The following is a 25,647-nucleotide window of genomic DNA, read 5'->3' on the forward strand; positions in this document are numbered from 1 at the left end:
GTCTCAGTGCCTCCCGGCGCCCGGCCCCGGCGGCACAGGGGAGAGGCCCTCACCGAGCGCGGCCACGGCGGCGGCCCCGTGCCCCGCCGCGAGCAGCGGCGTGCGGATGTCCTGCTCCAGGTCGGGCAGGTAACCGAGGAGGACGTCGGCGGGCCCCTGGATCCGTACGCGGCCCAGCGCGGCCGGCAGCAACAGGCTCCGGGCCCGCCCGAGCCGCTCGGACCGGCCACCGGACTCCACGGTGACCGGGGCACCGGCGTTGCTGACGATCAGCGCGGTGGAGAAGTCGTGCACCAGTGGGGCCGTGGTGCCCGCCCGCCACCGCTCCAGCGCGAAGTACGGGCCCGCGCACAGCACCGTGCGCTCGACTCCGTCGTCGACCCGGACGCTCAGGCCGGAGTGGAAGTCGGGGCGTGGTCCGGGACGCCACTCGTCGAGCAGCCGCCCGAGGTTGGTGTGCCACTCCGCGTCGTCCAGTTCCGAGTCGTCCTCCATGCGCCGGCGCATGGCGTGCTGCTGGATGTCGGAGGTCTGCTCGATCTCGTAGACCAGTGTGTCCGGGCCGAAACTGTGCAGGGTCCCGCCGGGTACGTAGACGGTCTGCCCGGCCCGCACCGGAAGCCGGCGCATGACCGCGTCGAAGTCCTGCGCGAGCAGGGCCCGGTGCAGTGTGTCCCGGTCCACACCGGCCTTCACCCCCACCAGGGCGGTGGCTCCCGGGGCCGCGTCGAGGACATGCCACGCCTCGGTCTTGCCGTGGGGCTCGTCCTCGAGCCGGCGCGCGGTGTCGTCGTCGGCGTGCAGATGGACCGGAAGGGCACCGGTGCCGTCGATGAACTTGGTCAGCACCGGGAAGCGCGGGCCGCGCCACCCACGCCCCACGAGTTCGTCGGGGTGATCCTCGACGAGCCGGCGCAGCGTGAGTCCGGCCAGCGCGCCGTCCGCGACCCGTGCCCCCTCGCCGTCCACATCGCTGACTTCCCAGGTCTCGGCGACCGGGCCGTCGGGCAGGCCGGTACGGCCCAGCCGTTCGGCGAGGGCCCGGCCGCCGAAGACGTGCTGCTTGACGGGGGTGGTCAGCCGCAAGGGGTACCAGTCCACGGTCACTCCTATTCCTGACGGAATGTCAGAGGATGGGCTGGCCACCGGTGACGGCGATGCGCGCACCCGAGACGTACGCGGCCTCGTCCGAGGCGAGCATGACGTACACGGGGGCGAGTTCGGCCGGCTGCCCGGCGCGTCCCAGCGGTGTCTGGCCGCCGAAGTCCTCGACCTGCTCGGGCGGCATGGTGGCGGGGATCAGCGGCGTCCAGATGGGTCCCGGGGCGACGCTGTTGACCCGGATGCCCCGCTCGGCGAGCGACTGGGACAGCGAGCCGACCATGTTGGCCAGGCCCGCCTTCGTCGCGTTGTACGCCAGCAGGCCCGGCGGCGGCGTGTCGGAGTTCACCGAGCTGGACGCGATGATCGACGCACCCGGCTTCATGTGCGGCACCGCCGCCTTGCAGAGGTGGAACATGGCGCTGAGGTTGGTCGCCAGCGTGTGGTCCCACTCCTCGTCGGGGACCTCCTCGATCGAGTCGCGGAACATCTGGAACGCCGCGTTGCTGACCAGGACGTCGATGCGGCCGAACGCCTCGACGGCCCGCGCCACCACCTCCCGGCAGTGGGCGGGATCGCTCAGATCACCGGGCACCAGCACCGCCTTGCGGCCGGCCTCCTCCACCCAGCGCGCCGTGTCGCGGGCGTCGTCCTCCTCCTCGTTCAGGTGCGAGAGGAGCACATCGGCGCCCTCGCGGGCGTAGGCGATCGCGACGGCCTTGCCGATGCCGCTGTCGCCACCGGTGATCAGGGCTGCCTTCCCGGCCAGTCGGCCGGATCCGCGGTAGCTGTGCTCACCGTGGTCGGCCTTGGGCCGCAGGTCCGCTTCGGCACCCGGAGGCTGTTGCTGCTGGGCGGGCTTGGACATGGGGAAATCCCCCTCTATCTCTCTCATCGCGGGGATCGCTGCACCGGCTGGAGGCGGTGGCGCCGCCGTACCCGAACGAAGGGCCGCGTCAAAGTGCGGCAAAGGGATGGGCGCCGGTGCGCCTGACACGCCGACCGGGGTACCCGGGGCGCCTGGCAGGAAACCACCCCCTACGGCAGTCGTACGATGCAAGGAGAGCCGATGGCCCCGCCCAGCAACCGTGCACAGGATGACCACCAGGGGAGGGGGAAGGGCCACACCGGGAAGGGCCACACCGGCCGCGGGCGACCGGACGGGCACGCACTGCTCACGGACCCGCTGAGCAACAAGGGCATCGCCTTCACACAGGAGGAGCGGGAACGCCACGGCCTGGTCGGGATGCTGCCGCCCGCAGTGCTGTCGCTGGAGCACCAGGCGCGCCGCGCCTGGGAGCAACTACGGGCACAGCCGGACGACTTGGCGAAGAACGTGTACCTGGAGCAGCTCCACGACCGCAATGAGGTCCTCTATTTCCGGCTGCTCTGCGACCACCTCACCGAGCTGCTGCCGATCGTGTACGACCCGACCGTGGGCGAGGCGGTCAAGCGCTACAGCCACGAGTACCGGGGGCCGCGCGGTGTCTACCTGTCCATCGACCGCCCCCAGGACATCCGCCCGGCGTTCCAGGCGCTGGGCCTGGGCCCCGACGACGTCGACCTGCTGGTGGCCACCGATGCGGAGCAACTCCTCGGCATCGGCGACTGGGGTGTCGGCGGCATGCAGCTCTCGGTCGGCAAGCTGGCGGTCTACACCGCTGCCGCGGGCATCCACCCGGGGCGGGCCATCCCGGTGATGCTCGACGTCGGCACCGGAAACCAGGCGCTGCTCAACGACCCGCTGTACGTCGGCAACCGGCACAACAGGGTGCGCGGTGAGGTGTACGACTCGTTCGTCGCCGCCTTCGTGGAGGCGGTGGGCGAGCTGTTCCCGCAGGCGCTGCTGCACTGGGAGGACTTCGGCCCCGGCAACGGCCGCCGTATCCTCCAGCAGTACGGCGAGAAGATCTGCACGTTCAACGACGACATGCAGGGCACCGGCGCGATCACGCTGGCCTGCGTCATGAACGCGGCACGGGTCACCGGCACGCCCATGCGGGACCAGCGGATCGTGGTCTTCGGCGCCGGGACGGCGGGCGTGGGCATCGCCGACCAGCTGCGCGACGCCATGGTCCGCGACGGACTGGACCGCGAGGAGGCCACCCGCCGCATCTGGTGCGTGGACCGCCAGGGCCTGCTGCGGCAGTCCACCGAGGGACTCCGCGACTACCAGCAGCCCTACGCGCGACCCGACGACGAGTGGCCCGACGACAGGCCGGCCGACCTGCCGAGCGTGGTGGACCAGGCACAGCCGACCGTCCTGGTGGGAACCTCCACCCAGCACGGGGCCTTCGCCCGGGACGTGGTGCGTTCCATGGCCCGTCACGTGGACCGGCCGGTCGTCCTGCCGCTGTCCAACCCGACAGAGAAGATCGAGGCCATGCCGGAGGAGGTGCTGCGGTGGACCGGCGGCAAGGCCCTGGTCGCCACCGGCGTCCCGGTACCTCCGGTGGAGCTGGACGGCACCACGTACGTCATCGGCCAGGCCAACAACGCCCTCGTCTACCCGGGGTTGGGGCTGGGCGCCGTGGTGGCCCGCGCCGAGCGGATCACCGACGGCATGCTCCAGGCCGCGGCGGAAGCCGTCGCCGGCCTCGCCGACCTGTCGGAGCCCGGCGCCCCCCTGCTGCCGGAGGTGGAGAACCTGCGCACCTCCTCGGCCGTCGTCGCCGCGGCCGTCGCCCGCCGCGCCGCCGAGGAGGGCGTCGCCCGGGCCCGCCTCGACGACGTGATCCAGCAGGTCCAGGACGCCATGTGGCAGCCCGAGTACAGCTGACAGGACGAGGCATGTGCGCGAGCGTGCCGCTCTGCGTGGCCGTATCGAGCGCCCTTTTTGCTGGAGACCACCAGACCGCTCATGTCCGTCCGTACGCATGTGACGTTTGAGCATGCAGGTGCGCTGGATATTGAGGGCAGCCTGTGACGGCTGTGCCCACGTCATGGGAAACGGGGGATGAGGGTGGCTCCGCGTGCAGCACGTCATCGGCGTTCGGTGAAGCCTCGTGTTCTTGCCGGGGTTTCCGTCGCCGCGGCGGCCGGAATCGCGGTCACCGCGACGATGGCCATGAACGCCGAGGCGGCGTGGACGTCGACGTGGAACGTGTCGGCCTCGGGCTGGACCCCCGACGATTCCCCCACGGTGTCGGTCGACCGGCAGGGCGACGCCCTGCTGGCCTGGAATGCCTGCGACCTGTCGACGCCGGGCTGCTACTACCGGATCCAGGCCAGAGTGAAGACCGCGAGCGGTACGGTGACAGCGATCCGCACCCTGTCGCCCGACGGTGCCGCGCCGTCCTGGCCGGAGGCCGCCTCCGACGACACCGGCGACTCGGCGGTGGTCTGGCAGCAGGACAGCCAGGTCGTGGGCCGCCGGCTCTCGGCCTCCGGCAGCCTCGTCGGACCGCTTCAGAAGCTGTCCACGTCGGCGCCCGCGACCACCCCGGTGGTCGCCGTGACCCCGGGCGGCACTGCGATGGCGGCGTGGACGGAGATCCGCGACGGAAGCTGGTACGCGGTCGCCCGCCGCCTCAAGCTCGACGGCACGCTCGGTGATCCCATCACTCTCGGCTCGGGCTCGGCGGGGAAGCCGGCCATCTCAGTGGACCGCAGCGGCCAGTTCGTCGTCGCCTGGGCGCGCGCCTCGGACGTCGTGGCCAAGCGGATCACGTCGACGTCCGTCTCCTCGACGAAGGTGTTCACGTCGCCCATCGCGTCGTACGGCGGTTTCGGCATGGTGCGGGCCGGCGTGGACCGGGACGGCGACGCGGTCATCACCTACCGCTCCGGCGGCGGCTCCGTCTCGCAGATCTGGGCCTCTCGCTGGAGCCGCACCGGCACCCTGGCGGCTCCCCTGCGCATCTCGGCCTCCACGGACAACGTGGGCTTCCACCACGCCCTCGCGACCGACCTCGACGGCGACTCGATGATCGTGTGGACCCGCCACAGCAGCAGCGGCAAACTCGAGCTGCTCGGCCGCCGCCTCTCCGCGGCCGGTGCCCGGGGCGCCGTCACCGGCCTGGGTCCCGGCGACCGTCCCGACCTGGCCCTCGACGACGACGGCGACGGCATGCTGGTCTTCCACACGGTCGTCCCCAAGTCGACGCCCCCGTACAGCTACACCAAGGCCAGCGCCCGCCTGATCAGCCTTTCCGGCACCTTTGGCACCGTGAAGACACTCACGTCGGACGGCCGGGTACCACAGGTCGACACCCGCCCGACCTCCCGGTTCACGGTGATCTGGCAGCAGGAGAGCTTCCCGTACACGATCAAGTCAGTCACCGGCCCCTGACCGGCCCCTGACCGGCACTGCCCCGCTGCTCCCGCTCAGCGGGTTCCCACTTTTCCCTCTGTGAAGGAGATACATGCGCAAGCGCGCTGCCTTTGCTCTGCTCAGTGCCGTCGCCGCGCTGGCCGGCTACGCCGCCCCCGGTGCCTACGCGGACGAGACCCAGACCGACGTCCAGATCAGCAACGTTTCCTTCGACGGTGGCAAGAACGTCGTGGTCGGTCTTTACGCCAAGACGATCACGGTTTCAGGGACCTTCACCCACCCGTCGGGCATCCAGGACGCGGACTTCGTCCTGTGGCGCGGACCGGATGGTGCGAACCCCTACGAGACCTACGACGACCGCATCGTGTCGAACCAGTACTACTCCCATGCGGACTGCGTCGCCTCGAGTGCCACCACCTCCACCTGCTCGCAGACGATCTCCCTCGAACCGGACTGGAAGTACGGCGGCACCGCGCTCACCAACGCCCACGCCGGCACCTGGAAGGTCAGTGCCCAGGGGGTGGCCAATGACGACAGCTGGACCCAATCGGCGAGCTACACCACGACCCGTCTGCAGCGGCAGTCCAAACTCACCGTGAACGCAGGCCCGGAACCGACTCCCAGGGGCAAGACCCTCACCGTCACCGGCAAGCTCACCCGGGCCGACTGGGACAATCTCGATTACCGGGGTTACACCAACCAGCCGGTCATGCTCCAGTTCCGCAAGTCCGGCGCTACGACCTACGCGACCATCAAGACCGTGTACACCTCCAGCACCGGCAACCTGGCGACCACGGTCACCGCCTCCGAAGACGGCTACTGGCGCTGGAACTTCGCAGGGACTTCCACCACCCCGGCCGTCAAGGCGACCGGCGACTACGTGGATGTGCAATAACCCGGACGGCGCTCTCGAAAGCTCACGTTCGCACGGCGATCACATAAAAGTGCCCTCGCTCTCCCAAGGGGCCGTGAGAGCAGCAGGAGCCACCGGAATGCCAATGGTGTGCCAGGCGCATGAACCCCGCCCACCGGTCCCGGCAGCAACGAACCCCCAGGTCTGTGATCTGGGGGTTTCGCATGGAGCGGGTGACGAGAAGCGAACGCCGTACCCGTCCGTCGCGGTGCCCGCCGGGGGGGTACGCGGGGGCGGACGGCGGACGACTGGGCCTGGGGGGACTGCGGTCACGGTTGCAGCGTTCGGTCTACGGCTACGCCCGTGATCCGCTGCGTCCAGGGCCTGTGTCCATCACGCGGTACATGCCGATCGAGTCGTGCGTGGCCGTGTCGGCGAAGCCGAACCTCTCATAGACGTGGCGCGCCGGGCCGTCCGCGATCAGCGAGACGTACGCCGTGGCGGGCGCCCGGCTCTCCAGTTCCTCGGCGAGCGCGGCCATGATGCGCTTGCCGAGGCCTCGCCCCTGGTGTGCGGGGTGTACGCACATGTCGACGATCTGGAACGCGGTACCGCCGTCACCGATGATGCGCCCCATGCCGATGGGCTCCCCCTCGTGGTGGAGGACCACCCCGTGCCACGTGTTGAGGAGGGCGAGCGCAACCGCCTCGGGCGCCTTGTCCGAGAGGCCGGCATCGGTGCGCAAGCGGCGGAAGACCTCGACGGAGGGCACGCGCCTACGGTCAATTCGTAAGGATCGCTCATGGTCTCTCCACCTGTTACACGCTGAGGGACGGCACGGCCTGACGCCGCTGATCTCACTCTCAGCCGGGCTCCGGTGTGCTGCTCGCGGGTCAGTGGCCGGATTCGGCGTGGTCGCCGTGGTCGCTGAGCTGCGCTTCGAACCAGTCGTGCAGGGCGTTGACCAGTGTGGGCTCGTCGGTGGCGTAGGTGAGGGTGGCGCCGTCGGGCCGTTCCCGGTAGCGCACCTCGATGCGCTCGTATCCCTCTCGCAGTTTCCCCAGGCCCGGCATGCTGTCGCCGTGTATCTGCGCGGGGTCGCCGAAATCCCCCTGGCTGAACGCTTTGGCCTCCTGCTGGAGATGGGTGCGTATGAGGCCGATCTGCTTGGCGTCGTCGGGCCGGTCGGCGACGACGTCCTGGGCCCCGCCTGTCTCGGTGGGGGTGAAGTGGTGGGTGGTCTGTTCGAGGTCGAAGGGCATCACGCTCTGACCGCGCTCGGCGACTGCCTCCTGCCGGTCGGTCCGCCGGTCGCCGTTGTCCTGCTGCGGGCTGCCGATCAGCAGGACTGCGGCCAATGCCGCGCCGACACCCCCTGCGGCGATGCCGGCCGTCAACAGTCGGCGCATGCGGTGATTCATCCAGTGCCTCCGTGAGCACTTCGTGAGCGTGCGGTACGTCCGCTCGTTTGGGTGGGGATCGCTCTTCAACTGAGGGTCGGCGCCCTGCGCGGCGCACGGTTCAGAGCAGTGCGCGGCGGCATTTGGCCCTCGGCGGCGCAGCGCTTCTGAAGTGCTGGCGCAACCGCATCTGCTGCCTGGAAGGCCGTCGGCTTCGGCCTACTCGTTCTTGGACGGAACCAGCCACGGGGTGATGACGGCGGAGAGCGCGGCCAAGCCCGTGGCTACGAGGAACGCGTCGTCGAAGCCGGAGGCGGCGTGGGCGCCGGCGTGGGCGGCGATGCTCGTGGCTGCGGCGCTGGAGACGGCCGCAGCGCCGACCGAGGCGCCGAACTCGTGGAAGGTGCTGACGATTCCGGAGGCCACGCCGGCCTCGTGGTGGGCGACGCTGCTGAGCGCGGTGGCCGAGGCGACGACGAACAGGGCGCCCAGTCCCGCCGAGGCGATGCTCACACCGGTGACCATGGCGGTGGTTCCGGACCGGAGCACCGGTACGAGGAATCCGGCGGCTGCGACGGCCAGGGCGGCCGCAGCCAGCACCCGTGCTCCCAGACGGCCGATCACACGTCCGGCAGCGGTGGCGGCGGCCATGGTCGCCAGCGCCACCGGCAGGAACAGCACGCCGGTCATCAGGGCACCTCGGCCCTGATGGTTCTGGAGGTAGAAGGAGCCGAGGAAGAAGGCCCCCACCATCAACGCAGTGGTGACGGTGATCAGGAAGGTGCCCGCCACCACCGGGCGCCGGCACAGCAGGCGAAGGTCCATCAGCGGTGCCGTCGCCCGGCGTTGCCAAGCAGCGAAGGCGGCGTAGGCGGCTGCCGAGACGACGACCAGAACGACGGTGACGGCGTCGAACCAGCCGTGGTCGCCGGCACGGATCAGGGCGTAGATGAGGGCACCGGTCGCCGCGGCGACCAGGGCGGCCCCGGGCACATCGAGGGAGCCGGTTGCCACGCGGGGCAGGCGCGGCAGTATCCGGGCCAGCGAGACGAGGACGACCAGGCCGACGGGGACGTTGACGAAGAAGACCCAGGACCAGCCCGGGCCTGCCGTGATCACCCCGCCCAGCAGCACACCGAGAGCGGCACCCCCGCCGCCGAGCGCCGACCAGATACCCAGCGCGCGGTTGCGCTCGTCGCCGTCGAACAGCCGCACCACCACGGACAGGGCCGCGGGCGAGAGCATCGCGGCGCCCGCCCCCTGGGCGATCCGGGCGGCGAGCAGCAGCGGGGCGCCGGTGGCGAGCCCGGCGGCCAGAGAGGCGGCGGTGAACACGGCGAGTCCGGTCAGGACGACCCGCCTGGCCCCGAACAGGTCCGCAGCCCGGCCACCGAGCAGCATCAAACTTCCGAAGGCGAGGGCGTAGCCGCTGACCACCCACGTCAGTGCGGCACGGCTCAGGTCCAGTTCGGCACCCATGTGGGGGAGCGCGATCGCGACCACGGTGATGTCGAGGATCAGCATCAGCTGGGCCAGCCCCAGCAGGCCCAGGGCCGGCCAGCGCAGCGGATGCGGTGGACCCGGTGCGTGTGTGGTGGTGGTTTCCGTGTCACTCATGACGCTCCCCCTCATAGCAAACCCGTACAGGCGTGTTCAGGTTATACGCCGCAGGGATACAACCCAAACAGGATTGTTCAACTTGCTGGAGTACTGTGAGGGCATGGGCAGTAAGAGCACCACCAGACGCGCCGACGCCCTGCGGAGCATCGAGGCGATCGAGCAGGCAGCGGCCGAATGTCTCGGGCGGAACCCGGACGCGAGCCTGAGCGAGATCGCGCGCGCCGCGGGGGTGGGCAGGGTGACGCTGTACGCGCACTTCACCTCCCGGGCCGAGGTGGTCGACGCGGCGATGAGCCGTGCCATCGACCGGGGCAACGAGGCACTGGACGCGGTCGATCTGACCGGTGATCCCCTGCTCGCCCTGGCGCGCTATGTCGAGGCCGGCTGGCATCTGGTGGATCAGGCGCGGGCACTGCTCGTCGCCGCTCAGAAGGAACTCTCCGCAGGACGCATCCGCGAACTGCACAGTGGACCCGTCGCCCGGGTCGAGACACTGGTCGCCCGAGGCCGCGCCGAGGGCGTCTTCCGTACGGATCTGCCGATCGCGTGGCTGGTCAATGTCCTGCACACGATCATGCACAGCGCCGCAGAGGAGATCCGCGCCGGCCGTCTCACCTCCGACCGCGCCGCCGACCACATCACGGCCACGGTGCTCGCCGCCTTCACGCCGCCGGGGAAGCCGGTGCCGGAACCCGGCGGTGCAGCGTGACGGCGACGGCTGCGAGAGGGATGCAGTGCAGGAGATCGCTGGGGGGTGGAATGATACGGGCATAGCCCTTATTCGGCTCGTATGAATGGGTAGTAGTGTAAATTGCGTCCCGCCCAGCGGGACGGTGAGTGTGATCCATATGGCCACAAACGAACAGCTCGGTCAGGCTCCGCCGACAGCGGCGGAGGCGCCGGAAGCCGCCCGGATGCGCGTACTCAGGAACATGGGCGACGGGCAGACCCAGGCAGAGGCGCTGCAGCTCGCGCTGCATCACGCGGTGGCCGATCTCGGCGGGCTGGGTGGCATGGTGCACCTGCGCATACCCGGTGACAGCCGGCCGTTGCACCTGGCGGTGACGGGCGGACTGCCCCGAGAATTCGCCCAGGAGTGGGAGTCCCTCGGCTGGCAGGACGAGACCGCGCCGGTCCGGGCCCTGCGGGACGGCTTGCTCGTGTGGCTGCCCACGACCGACACGCAGGCCCTCGCCCCTTCTGCCGGCACCGGGATCGTGGCTGTCCCGCTGCTCGCCGCGGAGGGCAGCTCGCTCGGAGTGCTCTCGGTCGTGACCGTGTGTGGCGTTCCCTCGGTCGCGCAGCGGGCTTTCCTCGAGACGCTCGCACGGTGGGTGTGCGAGCGTCTGGCACATCCCGCTCCCTCCACAGGCAGCCTCGGCCCCGCCTGGTGGAACGCGGAACATCTGGCCGGGTCCCGGCTCCAGCACGCGCGCGAGGCGGTCCGCGTCGGCAGCTGGGACCAGAACCTCCGCACCGGCGACGTGGTCTACGACGAGGCGACGCTGGCCATACTCGGCATCGACCCGGAGACCTTCGACGGACGGGTCGACACCGTTGTGGGGCTCGTCCACCCGGACGACCTGCCGCGCGTCGTGGCCGCGGTCGAGCAGGCCGTCCGACAGCGCAGCGAGTACGCGGCGGAGTACCGGCTGTGCCGGCCGGACGGCACTGTCGTCTGGGTGGAGGCCCACGCCCAGGTCGTCCTCGGCGAGGACGGCGAGCCGGCTCGCTTCGTGGGCACGGTGTGGGACACGACCCAGAAGCGGACGGCGCTGGATTCGGTCGCCCATTCCCTGCTGCACATGAGCGACGGTTTCCTCACGGTGGATGCCGACTGGCGGATCGAGTTCGTCAACCTCCACGCCGAGCGCCTCCTCGGCCCTTCGCAGCAACTGTTCGGCCGCGTACTTTGGGACGTTCCCGGTGTCGAAGTGCCCGATCTTGAGGACCGCTGCCGGCAGGTGGCCGCCGCGGGCGCTCCGACCGGCTTCGATGTCCAGTGGCCGACAAGCCGGCGTTGGTACCACCTACGTCTGGTCCCGGCGCCGGACGGTGTGACGGTTTACCTCACCGACGTGACCGAGAAGCGGCTGGCGGACGAGCAGCGCGAGGCAGCACAGCGCGCAGCCGCCGAGCGCACCACGTACATCGGGCGCCTCAATGAGGCGCTGGCTGAGGCGGTCGCTGTGAGCGACGTCGTGGAGACCGTCGCAGAGCGTGTCCTGCCCCTCTTCGGTGCCACCGGCCTCTTGGTGCAGCTCGTGGACGGCGAGAGCCTCCGGGTTGCAGGAAGCGCCGGGTACTCCCAGGAGTTTCTGAACAACATTCCCGACACGATCAGCCTGTCCGATCACAGCCCGTTCACCGACGCCGTCCACCACCGCGCCCCGCAGTACCTCGTCTCCAGGCGGGAGTTCCGCGAGCGCTACCCGGAGGTCGCCGACCTCGCGTTCACGGGTGGGAAGCATGCCTGGGCGTACGCGCCCTTGATCGTCTCCGGTGGTCCCATCGGTTGCCTGGTCATCTCCTTCTCACGGTCGCGTCGGTTCAGCGAGGAGGACCAGGCCCTGCTGACCGCGCTCAGCGGGCTGGTCGCCCAAGCACTGGAACGCGCCCGCCTGTACGACGCCGAGCACACCCGCTCGCAGGAGTTGCAGCGCGGTCTGCTCCCGCTGGTTCTGCCCTCCCTGCCGGCCGTCACCACCGCGGCCCGCTACCTGCCGGCCACCGAGGGTCTGGAGGTCGGCGGCGACTGGTACGACGTCATCCCCCTGTCCGCCGAGCGAGTCGCGCTCGTCATCGGAGACGTCATGGGCCACGGTCTGTCCGAAGCCGCCACCATGGGGCGCCTGCGCACCGCGGTCCACACACTCGTGGGACTCGAACTGCCCCCCGACGAGCTGCTCTCCCGCCTCAATGACCTGGTCAGCGACCTCGGCGACGACTTCTACGCCACCTGCTTGTACGCGGTCTACGACCCCACCGACCAGGTTTGTACCATCGCCCGGGCCGGGCACCCCCCACCTGCCCTCGTCCAGCCCGACGGCACCGTCCACTTCCCGCAGCTGCCTCAGAACCCACCGCTCGGCGCGGCCACGCCGCCCTTCGAGACGGTGGAGCTGACGGTGCCCGAAGGCAGCCTGCTCGTGCTCTACACCGACGGCCTGGTCGAGTCCGCGTTCCGCGACATCGACAGCGGCATGGCCAGCCTGGCCGACACGCTCGCCAACGCCCAGATGCCCGACGGGCGCGATCCGGGCGCCACGATCGCCGACCGCGATGCCGATGCCCGGCATCTCGACCAGCTGTGCACCGCGCTCACCTCCGCTCTCCTCCCGGCCAAGGAGCAGACCAGCGACGACACCGCGGTGCTCGTGGCCCGCACGCACGCTCTCGCCGCTGGGGACGTGGCGTGCTGGGAGCTTCCCGAGGATCCGGTCGCCGCAGGCCAAGCCCGCGATCACATACGACATCAGCTCACCGACTGGCAGCTGGACGACCTCATGTGGACCACGGAGCTGATAGCCAGTGAGCTCGTCGGCAACGTCATCCGTCACGCGAGAGGCCCCGCCCGGCTGCGCCTCATCCGCAGCCGCTCGCTCATCTGCGAGGTCACCGACGGCAGCCTGACCACCCCTCACATTCGCCGCGCACGTGAGACCGACGAAGGTGGCCGCGGCCTCCAGCTGATCGCCGCACTCTCACAACGCTGGGGGACCCGCTACACCTCCCACGGCAAATGCATCTGGACCGAGCAACTCCTGCCGTAGTCAGTCGGCGACGCACGTGGTCGACACCGGCGACATCGACGCCTTCCCCGGCCTGGACGTCGGCAAGGGCGAACACCACGCCACCGCCGTCACACCGGTCGGGAAGAAGGCCTTCGAAAAGCGCCTGCCCAACACCGAGCCCAAGCTCCGCGAGCTGTTCGCGAAACTCCAGGCCAAGCACGGGACGCTGCTGGTCGTGGTCGACCAGCGGCCTCCATCGGGTCCCTGCCGCCGGCAGTCGCCCGGGACATTGGCTGCCCGGTCGCCTACCTGCCGGACCTGACGATGCGGCGGATCGCCGGCCTCTACCCGGGAACGATGAGCGGCGGTGTCGCGAGGTGTGGTGGTATCAGGGCATGGACAACCAGCGGCGTGTTCTCATCGTCGCCTACGACGGTGCGCAGATCCTCGACATCGCTTGTCCCAGTGGCGCTTTCGACATCGCCAACCGGTACGGCGCGACGCCGCCCTATGCCATCGAGCTGGGAACCCTCGGTCGCCAGGCCGCTCACAGCTCGTCGGGGCTCGTGGTGAGAGCAGGGCAGGGGCTGGAAGCGGTGACGGGACGTCTGGACACGCTGATGGTGGTGGGCGGCATCGGCTGCGAAGACGCGGCGACGGACGAACGCCTACTGGGTCAGGTGCGCAGGCTGGCCGGCCGCAGCCGACGCGTGGCCTCCGTATGTACCGGCGCCTACGTGCTGGCCGCAGCCGGTCTGCTGGACCACAGGCGGGTGACAACCCACTGGGGATGGGGGGAACGGCTCGCACGGCGCCACCCCGCCGTGGCCGTGGACGTGGGTCCTCTCTGCATACGCGATGGAAATGTGTACACCTCCGCTGGGGTCACCAGCGCACTCGATCTGACGCTGTCGCTGATCGAGGACGACCACGGGCCGACACTGGCCCGCGCCGTCGCCCGGGAACTGGTCACTCATCTGCACCGGTCGGCCGACCAGGCACAGATATCCATGTTCCTCGCCGCTCCACCGCCCGAGGACCGGCTGGTGCGAGACCTGACCGGTTACATCTGCGGCCATCTGGCCGAGGACCTCAGCCCGGCAGCCCTGGCGGCGCGCGCAGGCATCAGCTCGCGGCACCTGACCCGCCTGTTCACCGCGCATCTGGGCACGACTCCGGCCCGGGCCGTACGCGCAGCGCGCACCGAAGCGGCGGCACACCTGGCGAGATCCAGTGGGCTGTCCCTCGCCGCGATCGCTCGCCGCTGTGGGTTCGGGTCGGCGGAGACGCTCCGCCAGGCGTTCTTGGACCACTACGGGGTCACCGGGGACAGGATTCGCAGGATGCCGGACATGCCCACCACACGCTCAGCGCCGAGGAAGAAGACTTTGGGGCATGAGACATCCGACGACACGCAGAAACGTACTTCGCGGGACCATGGCCGCCACCGTGCTCGCAGCGACAGCGACGGCCCGAACTGGAGCGGCCCACGCAGTCCCGCGCTCCGGTAAGGGACCGGACATCGGCATCCTGCTGTACGACGGCTACACACTGCTGGACCCCACCGGCCCGGCCGAGGTCCTGTCCCGGTTGCCGGACGCGACCGTAACCATGATCGCCGAAAAGCGCGGGGCGGTTCGCACGGACACCGGAGACGTGGCCATGGTCGCGGAACGGTCGATCGCCGAGGTCGACCGTCTCGATGTCCTGCTCATCCCGGGTGGAGGCAACCGCGGCACCATCGGGGCGATGAACAACGAGCCGCTCCTGAGCTGGATCCGTGAGATCCATCGGCACAGTCGGTGGACGACATCCGTGTGCACCGGGAGCATCATCCTCGCCGCGGCAGGGCTTCTGAAGGGACGGCAGGCGACGACCTACTGGGCCTCCGCCGACTACCTGCAGTCCACCTTCGACGTGACCTACCTGCCACAGCGCTACGTACGCTCCGGAAAGGTCATCACTGCGGCCGGTGTCTCGGCGGGAGTGGACATGGCTCTTCACCTCGCGTCCCTGATGGCGGGAGAAGACACGGCGAGAGCGATCCAACTCGCCATCGAATACGACCCCCACCCACCCTTCGACTCCGGAAACGCCGCAGACGCCGACGCCCGACTGAAGGAGCATGCCCTTCAACTGCTCGCCGCATCGCAGGTCTAGCTTGACCTTGGAAGTGCCTGATCAACGGCGGACCCAACGATCACGGAGGCGCGGCGTCGGTGTCGGCGGGAGGGCCTGTTCGCACCGCTGTTGACCGTGGTCGTCCGCTCGCACGGGCACGCTGTGGCACGGCTTCGAAGCGCGGTGGGCGGAAGCGAGTGTGAGCGGGCTCTGCGCTCGGCCGGCCGGCTCGGATGTCCAGGTCGGGCGCGCTTGTGAGTGCGCAGCCCTGCCGGTGTCGGAATCGCCGATCAGACACAACAGCGCCTTCCTGCCCCATGCCGGACAGGATCTCGACGCCAGGCTGACCGGCAGTGCCGAGGCGACGCGAGCAAGGTCGATGTGAATCACCTGCCGCCCATGGCACCCCGTCGCGCGTTTGACGCTCATCCCCCTCGATGTCGCGAACCGTCCGGCCGCAAGTTCCTATCAAGCCGTAGGGAAATCCCCACAGTTCACGGCAGTCGGCCTGTGAGTGTGAACGCTCAAGTAACGTCTCCGGACACTCCGCTCCAACGGCCTCCCCACCCCCCATTTCGACGGAGACCACCCCATGTCCGCTGTGACGAACGCATCCGGGTCCGGTTCGCCGGACGCCGGATGCAGCTCGGCCGGCTGTTCGGCAACCGGTCGTACCATCCCCCCTCCTCCCACCGTCCTGATGGACGACGAGGCACTCGCGGACTTCCTCGCCGTGGCTGCCGCTGAGTACCAACTCATCACCCCCGAGGCCCCGTTACCCTGTTTCGCGCTCTTGCTCGGCAGCGCGGAGGCGACGACGTACCACGTGCGGCGTGTCGCCTTCGGCCGTAATGCCCGCACCAGTGATCCGGCGGCTCTACGGGAGTTCCGCGAGACGATCGTGCCGAAGTTCGGGCCGGCCTACGAAAACGAGCACCGCGGCTGGTGGATGGACTCCCACGACCTCCTCCGGGCGTCCCGAGAGGCCGAGGCTGTGGGGATGGACCTGCTCGGCTCCATCCACATGCACCCGGACTGGCACCGTCTGGGCCCGCCGTCGGAACGGGGCCAGACGCTCAGCGAGCGCCCGACTCCCATGGACCGTCATCTCTTCGGCCGGACCGGCTGGCCCCTCAACATCATCTGCTACCTGGAGCGCCGGGACGGCGAGTTCTACCACGCCCTGGGCGCCTGGGCCCCGCCTCCCCAGCATCCCGCCGAAGGCTCCCAGGGCGCCGAGTGCCCCGAGGTCGACCTGCGTATCCGTACGAGTTCACTGATGAAGGCGTGAGAACAATGCAGCAGCCCGAAGGAACGAACGCACCCGCCCAGGACGGCACCGAGGACGGCACCCGTGACGACGCCCGGATGATCCGCGCGCTGTGGGCCGAGATGGCCCGCGGCTGGGCGGCAGGTGACGCCGCGCTCTTCGCCACGAGTTTCGCGGAGGACTGCGACTTCACGACCGTACGAGGCGACAAGCCACACGGCCGGGCCGGCATCGCGGCCGGGCACGACGCCCTCTTCCACGGGCCGTACGCGGGAACCGTCCTCGACGCACGCGTCGTGGCCGTCCGATTCCTCCGCCCCGACCTGGCCACGGTGGAGGCGGAGTCGACCATTACCGCCCCGGACGGGCAGCCGCTGACCACCACGCACGCGTTGGCCGTCGTGGAACGGACAGCGGAGGGCCACTGGTTGATCAGCGCGTTCCACAACATGATCCCCGCGCCCCGCCCGGCGCAGCAGGCCCCCGACCCGAAGGGTTCCACCGTGGTCGAACCCACCGCCGCCCGGCCCAAACTCCGCCACTTGGCCATCGTGGCCCGCGACCCGGAGAAGCTGGCCGAGTTCTACTCCTCGGTCTTCGCGATGGAACTCTTCCACCGCGATCCGGACGGCAGTTGCTTCCTCTCCGACGGCTATCTCTCCCTCGCCCTGATCAAGCATCAGCTCGACGGTGAGACCCCGGTCGGCTTCAACCACTTCGGGTTCCACATCGAGGACACGGCCGCCACCACCGAGGCCCTGGTGGCGGCCGGCACTCCGAAACCGGCCGAACGCTTCACCAACCGCCCCTTCGCCGAGTACCGGGCCATGGACCCGGAGGGCAACTGGTTCGACCTCTCGGAACACGGCTTCGGCGGCCCGCGCCCGCCGTCCGACTCCACCGGGTCCTGAACTCCGGCCAGACACTCCGCAGGGCCGCGCGACAACACGATGCTCGATCTGGTGGTTCAGCCCGCCCAGCGCGATGTCGGTGAACCGGCCGCCGCGCACGTTGCGTGAGGTGAGCACTTGGCGGCGGAGGAAGTCTGGGCGGTCGTCGCCCGTCAGGGATGGGCATGCGCCGCACAACAGCTCCGGAGCAGCGGCTGTGCAGCCGCCCCTATCGCTCCCGGACCATGCCGCGCTCCCATGCCCAGGCGGCGATCTCGACCCGGTTGCGGGCGTCGATCTTCTGCTGGATCTTGGCCAGGTGCGTCTTGACGGTGGACAGCGACACCACCAGCCGGTCGCAGATCTCCTGGTTGGTCCGGCCCACCGCGACGAGCCGGGCCACGTCCAGTTCCCGTTCGGTCAGCGGGCAGGCGGCATCCGGCTCGGGCCGCGTGGAGGACTCCCGCCGCGACCAGCGGCTCGCCGCACTGCGCCTGATCGGCGCCACGCCGGGCCGTATCGCCGGGCTGACGGCCGCCGAGGCGCTGCTGACCGGGGCGGCCGGGGCGCTGCTCGGTGCCGTGGGGTACGCGGTGCTGCTTCCGGTAGCAGCGAGTCTGCCGCTCGCGGGCGGCGCCTGGTACACGGCCGACCTGTGGATCGGCGCGCCGCTGCTGCTGGCGTTGACGGCCGGGGTGGTCACTCTGGTCGTGGTCAGCGCGCTCGCCGGACTCCGTCAGGTGGTCGTCGGCCCGCTGGACGTGGCACGCCGGTCGCGCAGCCGGGGAGCGAGCGCCGTGCGAGCGGTCGTCTTCGTGGCCGCCGCGGTGGTCGGCGTGGACGACGGCTTCGTGGCCGAGGGCCCCTACGACAGCCGCCAGGTCACCGCCACCGTGTCCGGCGGCCCGGCCGAGCTGGACCGTGCCCGTACCGCGCTCACCGGCCTGACACCCGACCAGTACCCGGTCACCACCACCGACGTGAACTGGTCCGAGGCACGGTTCACCCGGGACTTCACCACCATCACCCGGGTGGTGCTCGTGGTGACGTTCATGTCGCCATCACCTCGGCCGGGATCACCGCGGCCGCCGCCGTCCTGGACCGCCGCCGCACCTACGGCCTGCTGTACCTGGCCGGGACCCCACTGCGGGTCCTGGACGCCGCCCGGAACCGGGAGACGCTGATCCCGCTCACGGTGCTGGCGGGCGGGGCCGCCGCGACGGGGCTGCTGTGCGGGGGATCGCTGACGCTGGCCGGCGGCGACTCGTCGTTCGACGCACGCGGCCTGATCGTTCTCGCGGCGTGCTGCGCCGCCGGGGTCGGCGGAATTCTGGCGGCCGGCGGGCTGAGCCGTCCCCTGCTGCGGGCGGTCACCCGGCAGGCGGGGGCACGGGGAGAGTGAGCGCTGCGGGGCTGAGCCCGACGGCCGGGCCCAGCCCCCGCGGCACACGGAGCCGGCGTACGGCCGCGCCAGGCATCCGGGCTTGGCTCGCCTGTCGCGACTTCTCGACGGATTTGAGCGACTGCCTCAACCAGCAGCTCAGGCGCGAGTCCGGCCTGACTCGCTCGTGCGGATCCGGCAGCCGCCCCGTTCGCACCGCCTCGCTCAGGCGCCGCGGATCACGCGTCGGACCCGGGCGTGTTCGCTCCGCGCCCGCGACGGCGGAGCAGGAGCAGACCCCCGAGGAGGGCCGAGGCCCCGGCGGCCGACCAGGCCAGGACGCCGCCCGCCCCGGTGGCGGCCAGATCGTGGGGGGCACCGCCCTGCGGGCGCGTCCCGCCGCCTGCCGCGCGGCCCGAGGCGTCGTCCGCCGTCCTGGTTTCGCGTGCGGCACCCGGCGCGGACGCGCCGACGTCCTCCGGGTCCCGGGTGTAGGTCAGCGTGCCGTAGCCGAGGTGGTCGTAACTCCAGCCGGCCCCGCCGCGCAGCCCGCCGCCGTCCTCGGGCGTGAGCTTGTCCTTGTATGCCGTGATGTTCGGTACGTCCAGCCCCCGGCGCACCGCGTAGTGGTTGTGGATCAGGGCCCAGATGGGACGGGTGCTGCCCCGGCCCTGCTCGCTGATCTCCGGTTCGGTGTGCACGACTCCGGCCTGGCCCGGTAGGCGCCGGCCCATGCGGCGTGAGTACGAGGTGTAGGGAACGTCCTTGCCGAGGTTGTAGCGGGCGACGTACTCAGCGCCCTTCATGAACCGGTTGTCGTCGTACCCGTACAGATCCTCGCCCAGGTTCCATGCCATCTCGCAGAGCGCGCCCATCCAGCCGACACCGGCCATGGTGTGCTCCTGGTCCCGGCCGCTCTCCTCCCACTGCCCGAGGACGACGCCGTCCGCCTCCTCGTGGAGGACGGGGATGGCCCGTTTGACACAGCCGTTGCCGTCGCCGTTCTTGAAGTACTCCACCGCCCGGTCGATCTTGGCCTGGTCCTCGGTGAGCCCGCCGATGGCGATGATGGACGCCAGGGTGCACAGTTCCCAGTTGGCCCGGTAGTTGCTGGGGACGGCGTCGTTGTGGTTGACCAGGAAGCGGTCGTTCATCGGGTAGAAGATGTCGACCAGCATGGACTGGAACCGGCCGAGGTCGAATCCGTCGTAGTCGCGCATGATCTCGCCGGCGTTGGCCAGCTGATACCCCTGGATGCCCGCCATCAGGTACCGGTCGGCGTTCCCGCCGAGCTCCTTGAGGGTGGCCGACCAGGCGTTGAGGATGTCCCGCGCCTTGTCCGCGTGCCGGGCGTCCCCGCTGATCTTCCAGCGCAGGGCGTTCTGGTAGGCCGCGGCGGTGTCCCGGAAGAGCAGGTGGACGTTCGCGTCCTCGCCACCGCGGATGACGGTCGCGACGGGCCGTGGCCGGTAGTCGGTCGCCGAGTCCCGGCTGCTCAGCAGCCGCTTCCAGCCGTCCGTCCAGGGCTGCGCACCCGCCTTGACCTTCTCGGCCATCCGGTCGAAGTCGGCCTGCGTGTGCAGCAGCGCCGGGTGGGCGAACCCGCCCTTCGGGGCCGTCGGCACGGCTGACGCGGTCCCCGTGGCCGCCCCGATCGCACCGGCGCCGGCACCGGCCGCACCGGCGAGCTTCAGCATCCCGCGACGGCTGAGCGAACGGTCGGTGGTGGCCTGCTCCATCGAACTGTCTCCTGGTTCTTCTCCGGACCTGTACCAAGGAGACGCACGCCGCACCGGTGCATAACAAAAAACTGTCCGGCGGCCCGGTGGGCGAGCACTGTCGTATGCGCGGGCGCGGTTCGCCGAGCCCTGCGGACGGTGACTCGCCCCCGTACAAGGGGCCGTATCGGAGGAATCCGATACGGCCCCTTGATCATTTATGGCGAACGCGCGGGGCCCGCGGGCCCAGGCACCTACTGGCCCGCAGGCCCCAGGGCACCTACTGGGCGGCGGTGCCGTCCTTGCGCACCAGCCGGTCGTGAGCCTCTTCGAGCCGGTCCGTGATCTGCTCGACGCCGATGGCGTCAAGGCCCTTCTGCCGTCCCGACGCGGCAGCCTTCGCCGCCGACGACGCGGAGGCGAACAGGGCCCAGGAGTCGGCCGTGTAGTCCGCCTGCTCCGGACGTCCGATCTTCTCCAGGGCGTCCCGGATCGGTGTCGTGTCCACAGTGCGGTCCACGTCCCCGGAGATGGCGTTGAACGCGTCGAGAACGATCTTTCCGGACTTGAGGACGAACCTCGCCGTGTGCGCGCCGTCGGGCAGACCGCGGAGCGCGTACGTCGCGAGGCGCTTGCCGGTCGCGGCCGTCTTCGCGTCCCGTGCGATCAGCCTTCCGTCGACGTAGACGTCGAGGACGGCGGTGCCGTCGTTGCCGCCGATGACGTCGATGCCCGTGCCGGTGAACGGGACGGTGAACGACGAACCGGCGGTCGTGCCGGTCGACGTCGACCGGTACCAGTCCATCGCGTCGCCGAGGGAGGCTTTCCGGCTCCACGTGCCGGCGTAGGCGACCGAGCTGTCCATGTTGTCGAGCTGTGCGCGGGCGTAGGGCGTGTACCCGGCGATCTTCTCGACCTTCAGGTTGTCGAACGCCGTCTTGTGGAAGTCGCTTCCGAGCTTGACGCGTCCTTCGGTCTGCGGAGTCGGGTCCTGGTACGTGGAGACGGCCTTGCCGTCGATGTACGTCGTGATCGTCGCGCCCTTCGCCTCGATGGCGAGGCGGTAGCCGTCGGAGGCCGCGACCGTTCCCGACTTGACGGCCGTGCCGTATTCGTAGAACGTCCAGGCGCCGGTCGGTGCGATGCGCACGTTGTAGGCGGCGTCGCTGATCGCCATGCCCTTCTGCTGACGGACGCCCAGGGAGGCGAGTCCGCCGGCCGGGTCAGGGAACGAGACGTCGACCGTGGCCCGGTAGTTCTCCCAGCGGAAGTCGCCGACCGTCGTGTTCGGGGTGTGGCGGTTCCAGGCGCCGGTGTCCTTCATGGACTGGTCCATGTACTGGTACAGGACGTTGTCGCCGTTCGCGTCCTCACCGACTTCCCAGGCGCCGGTCTGGTCGACCATGTAGCGAGGCTGGTTGCCGCGCGACCTCAGGTAGGGCTGGGACGTCTTGTGCGCGCCGTTGCCGGTGCCGACCTGGACCCTGCCCTCCTCCTCGTACCCGAAGTCGTCGGCGTACAGGACCTTGTCGCGGGTGTTGTGCTTCTTGCCGGTCGCGTCGGTGTCCAGCACTGTGCGGTCCCACGACTCGGGCAGGCGTTGCTTCGTCGCCCTGTCGTGGCTCTTGTCGAGCGTCGTCAAGGTCACGATCGACCTCGGCTTGACCGTATAGGTGTAGTACCCGGCGCCGCCGGGCCGGATCTCGTCGACGAGGTGCTTGAAGTTCGCGTCGTAGGGCCGGCCCGCGTCCGGTGCGCGGGTTTCCCAGATCTCCATGGTCGGGTCGGAACCGAGTCGCATGTTCTCGGCTTTGATCCGGTAGGTCTTGGGCTGGTCGCTGTCGTTGACGACGATCGTGGAGAAGTCCTTCTTACGGGGGTCCGCGAGCGTCATGTAACTCGGGGCCCCGTTCGAGCCGTCGAGGTTCTCGGTGCCGCTCACCCCGCTGTAACTGGCCTCCGGCACGGTGCGCCAGATGCCCGCCGTGTTCGTGTCGTTCTCCCAGCCGGTCTTGGCGAACTGGGTGAAGTGCTGCATCACATAGAAGGCCGCGTCGTAGTGGAGGTGGCCCGACCACGGGTCACGCGCGCTGACGAGTTCCTTGTGGCTGTACTGCGCGCCTTCGTAGAAGGAGCCGATCGCCGGCTGGAAGACGTAGTGCGTCCGCTTCGAGTTGGCGTAGCCCTTGACGGAGCGGTTCGCGAGATCGAGGGCGCTCTGGACGCCGCCGATACCGGTGCTCGTTCCGTTCGGACCCTCGGTGTTGTTGACGCGGTAGTCGGTGTAGCCGAAGGAGCCGACTCCCTCGCTGTACCAGACTTCCTTGTCCTCGTTGTACTTGTTCTCACCGGTCGCCAGCCTGGTGTACGGCAGATGGGTGTCGCTGCCGGCGGGCCCGTCGTGCCGGTCATCGGTGTTGTAGTGGTAGCCGACCGCGTCGACCATGCCGAAGAGTTCCGCGTCGCTGAGCATCGACGGCCCGAAATTGTGGGTGGTGTTCTCGTCGGCGGCGATGATCTTTATGCTGCGGTAGGCCTTCTCGGCCTGCTCCCGCTTTTTCGCCGGGATGCCGTAGCGGGGATCAGCGAAGTCCGTGTCGGCCAGAATCGCCTTCTTGTACCACTTGATGAAGGCCTCGTCCGGATCATGCGTCTCGTTCGTGTCCGGGTTCACGTAGTCGACCATGTACCCGTATTTCTCGTACGCGTCGAGGATCGTCTCCTTGTACCACTTGTACATCTCGTCGGAGCCGGTGCCCTTGTTCCATTCGGTCTGAACCCATCGGGGCATGACCCAGCGGAGAATCGAGACCTTGAGCTTCGGGTTGACCGTCTTGGCGTCCGCTGCCAGCTGGAAACCCGGGGAGCGCGACGCGTCGGCGAGTTCGTCCGCTGTGCGCATGGTCGCCGGGTCGGAACCGGTCGACGTGTTCGTGTCCGAACCCATCTCGACCTTGACATGGTTGATCAGGGGGTTCTTCCCACCGAACAGCACGCGGATGAGCTCCCAGTACCGGCCGGGATGCTCCGCCTTGTAGTCCATCAGCAGGTTGCTCGTGCTGTTGCAGCTGAGCACGCCGAGGCCCTTGTAGGTCAAACCGTTCACGTTGTCGGCGCGAACGTCGTCCCCGTTGACCACGACCTCCACGGGATCGTCCGCGGTGTGGGCGGCGGGGGCGGTGATCACTCCGGCCGCGAGTGCAATGGTGGTTGCCGCGGCAAGCGACATCCAGCCGAGTCTTCGCTGTGGGCCCATTTCGCTTCGACTCCTTGTTCTCGTGGGGCGTACCGACGCCAGACGTTCGAGATTCCGAAAGGTGTCCGCGATTCCGGAAGGACCGTAGGCGGTAAGCGATTTCTACGTCAATCCCTGTGCGCGTCATGCCAATTGAGGTCCCCTGGGCGTCCTCACCGGCTGGAAGACGCTTGGACGCCGAGGCGGCCGTCGCGGGACACTGCCGCACTCAGGGGGAGTGGGGCGAAAAGGTCTGAATCGCGCAAAGGGTACAAGGTTCAGCCGGGCAGGGGCTCGGTACTCCTCGCACTTCGTCACTACGGAAGGAGTCGGCCCGGCCGCGGATTCAGCCTCTCCGCGTTCGCAGCGGTGCGGGGCGATCAGGCCGGTGCCCCGGTGGTGTCCGCTGGAGGCTCATGGTCTCTGGACAACAAAGAACCCCCGAGTCCATGACCTGGGGGTTCCCGCTGGAGGGGTGACGAGAAGCCGGCTTGGCCCACGGGGATGTCCAGTACGGAGCGCCGTCGCGCGTGCACACGTCTCCTGCTCGGCTCCGGCCGACGGCGGCGATGCACTCGAAGTCCCGGTCGGTCTTCCTCGCGGCCCGTTGCGGGTTGCGGCAAGGGCGGTGGGGGCGCAGCGATGCTGCGCCCCCCATTCACCCGGGGGTGGCGCGCGGGTGTTCCGCTGTGCGGATGCCGTCTGCCGGCGTGCCGTCCACGAACGGCCGGACCGGCAATCCAGGCAGACGACGGAACGTCAAGATCATTCCTCCTTGAAGGAGGTGGTTCAGGAGCTTTCCAGCGGATTTCCTCCCATGCTTTACAAAGGACGAGGAGTGGCGGCGGGACGTCGCCGCCGGCGCATGGAGCGGGTGACGAGATTCGAACTCGCGCTCTCAGCCTTGGGAAGCGATGGCGCTTGCCTGGCCCCTATAGGTCTGACCTGCGCAGATGCCTTCATCCGGGGTGGTGTGCGGGGAACGGATCGCACCGCTGTTGACCGTGGTTGCCCGCTCTTGCGGGCACGCGGTGGGGGCGGGGGCTGCCAGTAGCCGGGGTATACGTGCGGGCGACGTCGGGATCCTGCACGCAGACGTAGACTGCGAATGTTGGTGATGTATTCTTCTATGTACATCACCAACATTGTGGAAGGTGTCGCATGTCTGTGACCCAGATCGACATCGATGACGACGCCCTGGCACGCGCCATGGCTCTGTCCAAGGTCAGGACCAAGAAGGAGGCGGTGAACCTCGCTCTGCACTTCTACGCCGAGCAGCAGGAGCGCGCGGCGCGCATCAGCCGTCACTTCGAACGTGCGCGTGAGTGGGGTGCTGTTGAGGATGCAGAGCGCTTGCACCAAGCGGAGAAGCGCAGCCGGTGATCTACTTGCTCGACACGTCCGGCCTGGTCCGGCTGCTCCGCGAGCCAAAGCTGCAATCGGCCTGGTACGACGCGGTTGATGCCGGGGCCATCACATCCTGTTACGTGCAACGCGCCGAGTTCCTCCACAACGCCCGGAACGGACGCGAGTACGACGAGATCACGGAGATGTTCACTGATCTCTACCCGGACGTGTCGGTGCCGAAGAACGCCGGGCGTTGGATCGGTGCGGTGCAACACCGTATGGCCCAGGCTGGGGAGCATCGCAGTGCCTCGGCGGTGGACCTCGTCATCGCCGCCACCGCGGCCCATCACGGTCTGGCTGTCCTCCATGACGATGCCGACTACCGTGCTATTGCCCGGCACGCGTCCGACCTGATCGAGCACAACATCCACGACGTGGCTTGAGGCGCTTTGACCTGGGAATACGTAGCCTCCTACGCCGTTGGGAGGGGCGGTACGGGGACCTGATCGGTCCGTTGTGGCGCTGCACCTGCACGGTGCGCTCGGCCGATCATGCGGCCTCCGGCCTGGTCATACGCGCTCTTGTGCCGGCTTCGACGAGGCTGGATCAAGCCGCTGTCGGCATGGCTGTCCGCTCCTAGGGTCTGTGTGATGTCGGGATCAATCTTGCCGAATCGGGTCCGTCTGGGAGGCGGATCCGGTAGG

General features: G+C 69.4%; 20 protein-coding genes and 3 pseudogenes. 14 read left to right on the plus strand and 9 right to left on the minus strand.

What is annotated here, in order from left to right; genetic code table 11:
- Positions 1-3: 3 nt before the first annotated feature.
- Positions 4-1,101, minus strand: a complete 1,098-nt coding sequence (locus AOQ53_RS32160) for a type I phosphomannose isomerase catalytic subunit (RefSeq protein ID WP_059422645.1) — start codon at positions 1,099-1,101, stop codon at positions 4-6.
- 25 nt (positions 1,102-1,126) lie between these two features.
- The gene (locus AOQ53_RS32165; RefSeq protein ID WP_059422618.1) at positions 1,127-1,969 is read right to left on the minus strand and encodes an SDR family oxidoreductase; all 843 of its coding nucleotides are present in this window, start codon (positions 1,967-1,969) and stop codon (positions 1,127-1,129) included.
- A 201-nt stretch (positions 1,970-2,170) separates the two neighbouring features.
- Between AOQ53_RS32165 and AOQ53_RS32170 the strand changes: the two genes are divergently transcribed.
- The 3 genes from AOQ53_RS32170 to AOQ53_RS32180 all read left to right on the plus strand — a co-directional run bounded on the left by AOQ53_RS32170 (position 2,171) and on the right by AOQ53_RS32180 (position 6,269).
- Complete coding sequence (locus AOQ53_RS32170; protein WP_078945603.1) at positions 2,171-3,880, plus strand: NAD-dependent malic enzyme; 1,710 nt, start codon at positions 2,171-2,173, stop codon at positions 3,878-3,880.
- A 216-nt stretch (positions 3,881-4,096) separates the two neighbouring features.
- The gene (locus AOQ53_RS32175) at positions 4,097-5,392 is read left to right on the plus strand and encodes a hypothetical protein (RefSeq protein WP_236711894.1); all 1,296 of its coding nucleotides are present in this window, start codon (positions 4,097-4,099) and stop codon (positions 5,390-5,392) included.
- A gap of 73 nt (positions 5,393-5,465) precedes the next feature.
- The gene (locus AOQ53_RS32180; protein WP_059422619.1) at positions 5,466-6,269 is read left to right on the plus strand and encodes a hypothetical protein; all 804 of its coding nucleotides are present in this window, start codon (positions 5,466-5,468) and stop codon (positions 6,267-6,269) included.
- Positions 6,270-6,582: 313 nt separating this feature from the next.
- Here AOQ53_RS32180 and AOQ53_RS32185 read toward each other — a convergent pair.
- From AOQ53_RS32185 to AOQ53_RS32195, 3 genes and pseudogenes are all read right to left on the minus strand, one after another.
- Positions 6,583-7,031, minus strand: a pseudogene (locus AOQ53_RS32185) (GNAT family N-acetyltransferase).
- Positions 7,032-7,120: 89 nt separating this feature from the next.
- Positions 7,121-7,648 (minus strand): hypothetical protein, encoded by a 528-nt coding sequence (locus tag AOQ53_RS32190; RefSeq protein ID WP_059422623.1) that lies wholly within the window; start codon positions 7,646-7,648, stop codon positions 7,121-7,123.
- Between the two features lie 198 nt (positions 7,649-7,846).
- Positions 7,847-9,244 (minus strand): MFS transporter, encoded by a 1,398-nt coding sequence (locus tag AOQ53_RS32195; RefSeq protein WP_078945604.1) that lies wholly within the window; start codon positions 9,242-9,244, stop codon positions 7,847-7,849.
- A 103-nt stretch (positions 9,245-9,347) separates the two neighbouring features.
- Between AOQ53_RS32195 and AOQ53_RS32200 the strand changes: the two genes are divergently transcribed.
- The 7 genes and pseudogenes from AOQ53_RS32200 (at position 9,348) to AOQ53_RS32230 (ending at position 17,283) form a co-directional block, all read left to right on the plus strand.
- Positions 9,348-9,956, plus strand: coding sequence for a TetR/AcrR family transcriptional regulator (locus tag AOQ53_RS32200; RefSeq protein WP_059422650.1), 609 nt, complete (start codon positions 9,348-9,350; stop codon positions 9,954-9,956).
- A gap of 139 nt (positions 9,957-10,095) precedes the next feature.
- Positions 10,096-13,020 carry a SpoIIE family protein phosphatase gene (locus tag AOQ53_RS32205; protein WP_236711895.1) on the plus strand — a complete coding sequence of 975 codons (2,925 nt, stop codon included), beginning with the start codon at positions 10,096-10,098 and terminating at the stop codon, positions 13,018-13,020.
- Between the two features lie 16 nt (positions 13,021-13,036).
- Positions 13,037-13,335: pseudogene (locus AOQ53_RS43855) on the plus strand (IS110 family transposase); the annotation flags it as partial.
- A 41-nt stretch (positions 13,336-13,376) separates the two neighbouring features.
- Positions 13,377-14,492, plus strand: a complete 1,116-nt coding sequence (locus AOQ53_RS32215; RefSeq protein WP_148640402.1) for a GlxA family transcriptional regulator — start codon at positions 13,377-13,379, stop codon at positions 14,490-14,492.
- Positions 14,377-15,141 (plus strand): DJ-1/PfpI family protein, encoded by a 765-nt coding sequence (locus tag AOQ53_RS32220; protein WP_078945605.1) that lies wholly within the window; start codon positions 14,377-14,379, stop codon positions 15,139-15,141. Before AOQ53_RS32215 ends, AOQ53_RS32220 begins: the two co-directional genes overlap by 116 nt.
- Before the next feature lie 661 nt (positions 15,142-15,802).
- Positions 15,803-16,393 carry a hypothetical protein gene (locus tag AOQ53_RS32225; protein ID WP_059422629.1) on the plus strand — a complete coding sequence of 197 codons (591 nt, stop codon included), beginning with the start codon at positions 15,803-15,805 and terminating at the stop codon, positions 16,391-16,393.
- A 5-nt stretch (positions 16,394-16,398) separates the two neighbouring features.
- Positions 16,399-17,283, plus strand: a complete 885-nt coding sequence (locus tag AOQ53_RS32230; protein ID WP_059422630.1) for an SgcJ/EcaC family oxidoreductase — start codon at positions 16,399-16,401, stop codon at positions 17,281-17,283.
- Between the two features lie 33 nt (positions 17,284-17,316).
- Here AOQ53_RS32230 and AOQ53_RS46845 read toward each other — a convergent pair.
- Positions 17,317-17,445: pseudogene (locus AOQ53_RS46845) on the minus strand (acyl-CoA desaturase); the annotation flags it as partial.
- A 46-nt stretch (positions 17,446-17,491) separates the two neighbouring features.
- Positions 17,492-17,770, minus strand: coding sequence for a response regulator transcription factor (locus AOQ53_RS32235; RefSeq protein WP_408055209.1), 279 nt, complete (start codon positions 17,768-17,770; stop codon positions 17,492-17,494).
- Here AOQ53_RS32235 and AOQ53_RS32240 point away from each other — a divergent pair.
- Positions 17,715-18,446, plus strand: coding sequence for an FtsX-like permease family protein (locus AOQ53_RS32240; RefSeq protein WP_059422631.1), 732 nt, complete (start codon positions 17,715-17,717; stop codon positions 18,444-18,446). The genes AOQ53_RS32235 and AOQ53_RS32240 overlap by 56 nt on opposite strands.
- An 11-nt stretch (positions 18,447-18,457) precedes the next feature.
- Positions 18,458-18,664 (plus strand): hypothetical protein, encoded by a 207-nt coding sequence (locus AOQ53_RS44250; protein ID WP_059422633.1) that lies wholly within the window; start codon positions 18,458-18,460, stop codon positions 18,662-18,664.
- A 218-nt stretch (positions 18,665-18,882) separates the two neighbouring features.
- On the opposite strand, the gene AOQ53_RS32250 is transcribed toward AOQ53_RS44250, so the two are convergent.
- Both AOQ53_RS32250 and AOQ53_RS32255 read right to left on the minus strand, forming a co-directional pair.
- Complete coding sequence (locus AOQ53_RS32250) at positions 18,883-20,382, minus strand: alginate lyase family protein (RefSeq protein WP_236711896.1); 1,500 nt, start codon at positions 20,380-20,382, stop codon at positions 18,883-18,885.
- 259 nt (positions 20,383-20,641) lie between these two features.
- Positions 20,642-23,617: a GH59 galactosidase gene (locus AOQ53_RS32255; protein ID WP_059422636.1), complete on the minus strand. Its 2,976-nt coding sequence runs from the start codon at positions 23,615-23,617 to the stop codon at positions 20,642-20,644.
- Positions 23,618-24,757: 1,140 nt separating this feature from the next.
- Between AOQ53_RS32255 and AOQ53_RS32260 the strand changes: the two genes are divergently transcribed.
- Complete coding sequence (locus tag AOQ53_RS32260; RefSeq protein WP_174523383.1) at positions 24,758-24,979, plus strand: type II toxin-antitoxin system VapB family antitoxin; 222 nt, start codon at positions 24,758-24,760, stop codon at positions 24,977-24,979.
- On the plus strand, positions 24,976-25,386 hold the full coding sequence (locus AOQ53_RS32265) for a PIN domain-containing protein (protein ID WP_059422638.1): 411 nt from the start codon (positions 24,976-24,978) through the stop codon (positions 25,384-25,386). The genes AOQ53_RS32260 and AOQ53_RS32265 overlap by 4 nt, the downstream gene beginning before the upstream one ends.
- Positions 25,387-25,647 lie beyond the last annotated feature (261 nt).

Origin of the sequence: Streptomyces azureus (assembly GCF_001270025.1) — a bacterium.
Classification (GTDB): domain Bacteria; phylum Actinomycetota; class Actinomycetes; order Streptomycetales; family Streptomycetaceae; genus Streptomyces; species Streptomyces azureus.

Excerpts from the sequence above, each read along its gene's own strand:
- AOQ53_RS32190 (WP_059422623.1), bottom strand. The coding sequence starts at position 7,648 with ATGAATCACCGCATGCGCCGACTGTTGACGGCCGGCATCGCCGCAGGG.
- AOQ53_RS32195 (WP_078945604.1), bottom strand. The coding sequence starts at position 9,244 with ATGAGTGACACGGAAACCACCACCACACACGCACCGGGTCCACCGCAT.
- AOQ53_RS32230 (WP_059422630.1), top strand. The coding sequence starts at position 16,399 with ATGCAGCAGCCCGAAGGAACGAACGCACCCGCCCAGGACGGCACCGAG.
- AOQ53_RS32180 (WP_059422619.1), top strand. The coding sequence starts at position 5,466 with ATGCGCAAGCGCGCTGCCTTTGCTCTGCTCAGTGCCGTCGCCGCGCTG.
- AOQ53_RS32255 (WP_059422636.1), bottom strand. The coding sequence starts at position 23,617 with ATGGGCCCACAGCGAAGACTCGGCTGGATGTCGCTTGCCGCGGCAACC.
- AOQ53_RS32260 (WP_174523383.1), top strand. The coding sequence starts at position 24,758 with ATGTCTGTGACCCAGATCGACATCGATGACGACGCCCTGGCACGCGCC.
- AOQ53_RS32250 (WP_236711896.1), bottom strand. The coding sequence starts at position 20,382 with ATGGAGCAGGCCACCACCGACCGTTCGCTCAGCCGTCGCGGGATGCTG.
- AOQ53_RS32220 (WP_078945605.1), top strand. The coding sequence starts at position 14,377 with ATGAGACATCCGACGACACGCAGAAACGTACTTCGCGGGACCATGGCC.
- AOQ53_RS32205 (WP_236711895.1), top strand. The coding sequence starts at position 10,096 with ATGGCCACAAACGAACAGCTCGGTCAGGCTCCGCCGACAGCGGCGGAG.
- AOQ53_RS32200 (WP_059422650.1), top strand. The coding sequence starts at position 9,348 with ATGGGCAGTAAGAGCACCACCAGACGCGCCGACGCCCTGCGGAGCATC.
- AOQ53_RS32165 (WP_059422618.1), bottom strand. The coding sequence starts at position 1,969 with ATGTCCAAGCCCGCCCAGCAGCAACAGCCTCCGGGTGCCGAAGCGGAC.
- AOQ53_RS32225 (WP_059422629.1), top strand. The coding sequence starts at position 15,803 with ATGGACGACGAGGCACTCGCGGACTTCCTCGCCGTGGCTGCCGCTGAG.
- AOQ53_RS32215 (WP_148640402.1), top strand. The coding sequence starts at position 13,377 with ATGGACAACCAGCGGCGTGTTCTCATCGTCGCCTACGACGGTGCGCAG.
- AOQ53_RS32170 (WP_078945603.1), top strand. The coding sequence starts at position 2,171 with ATGGCCCCGCCCAGCAACCGTGCACAGGATGACCACCAGGGGAGGGGG.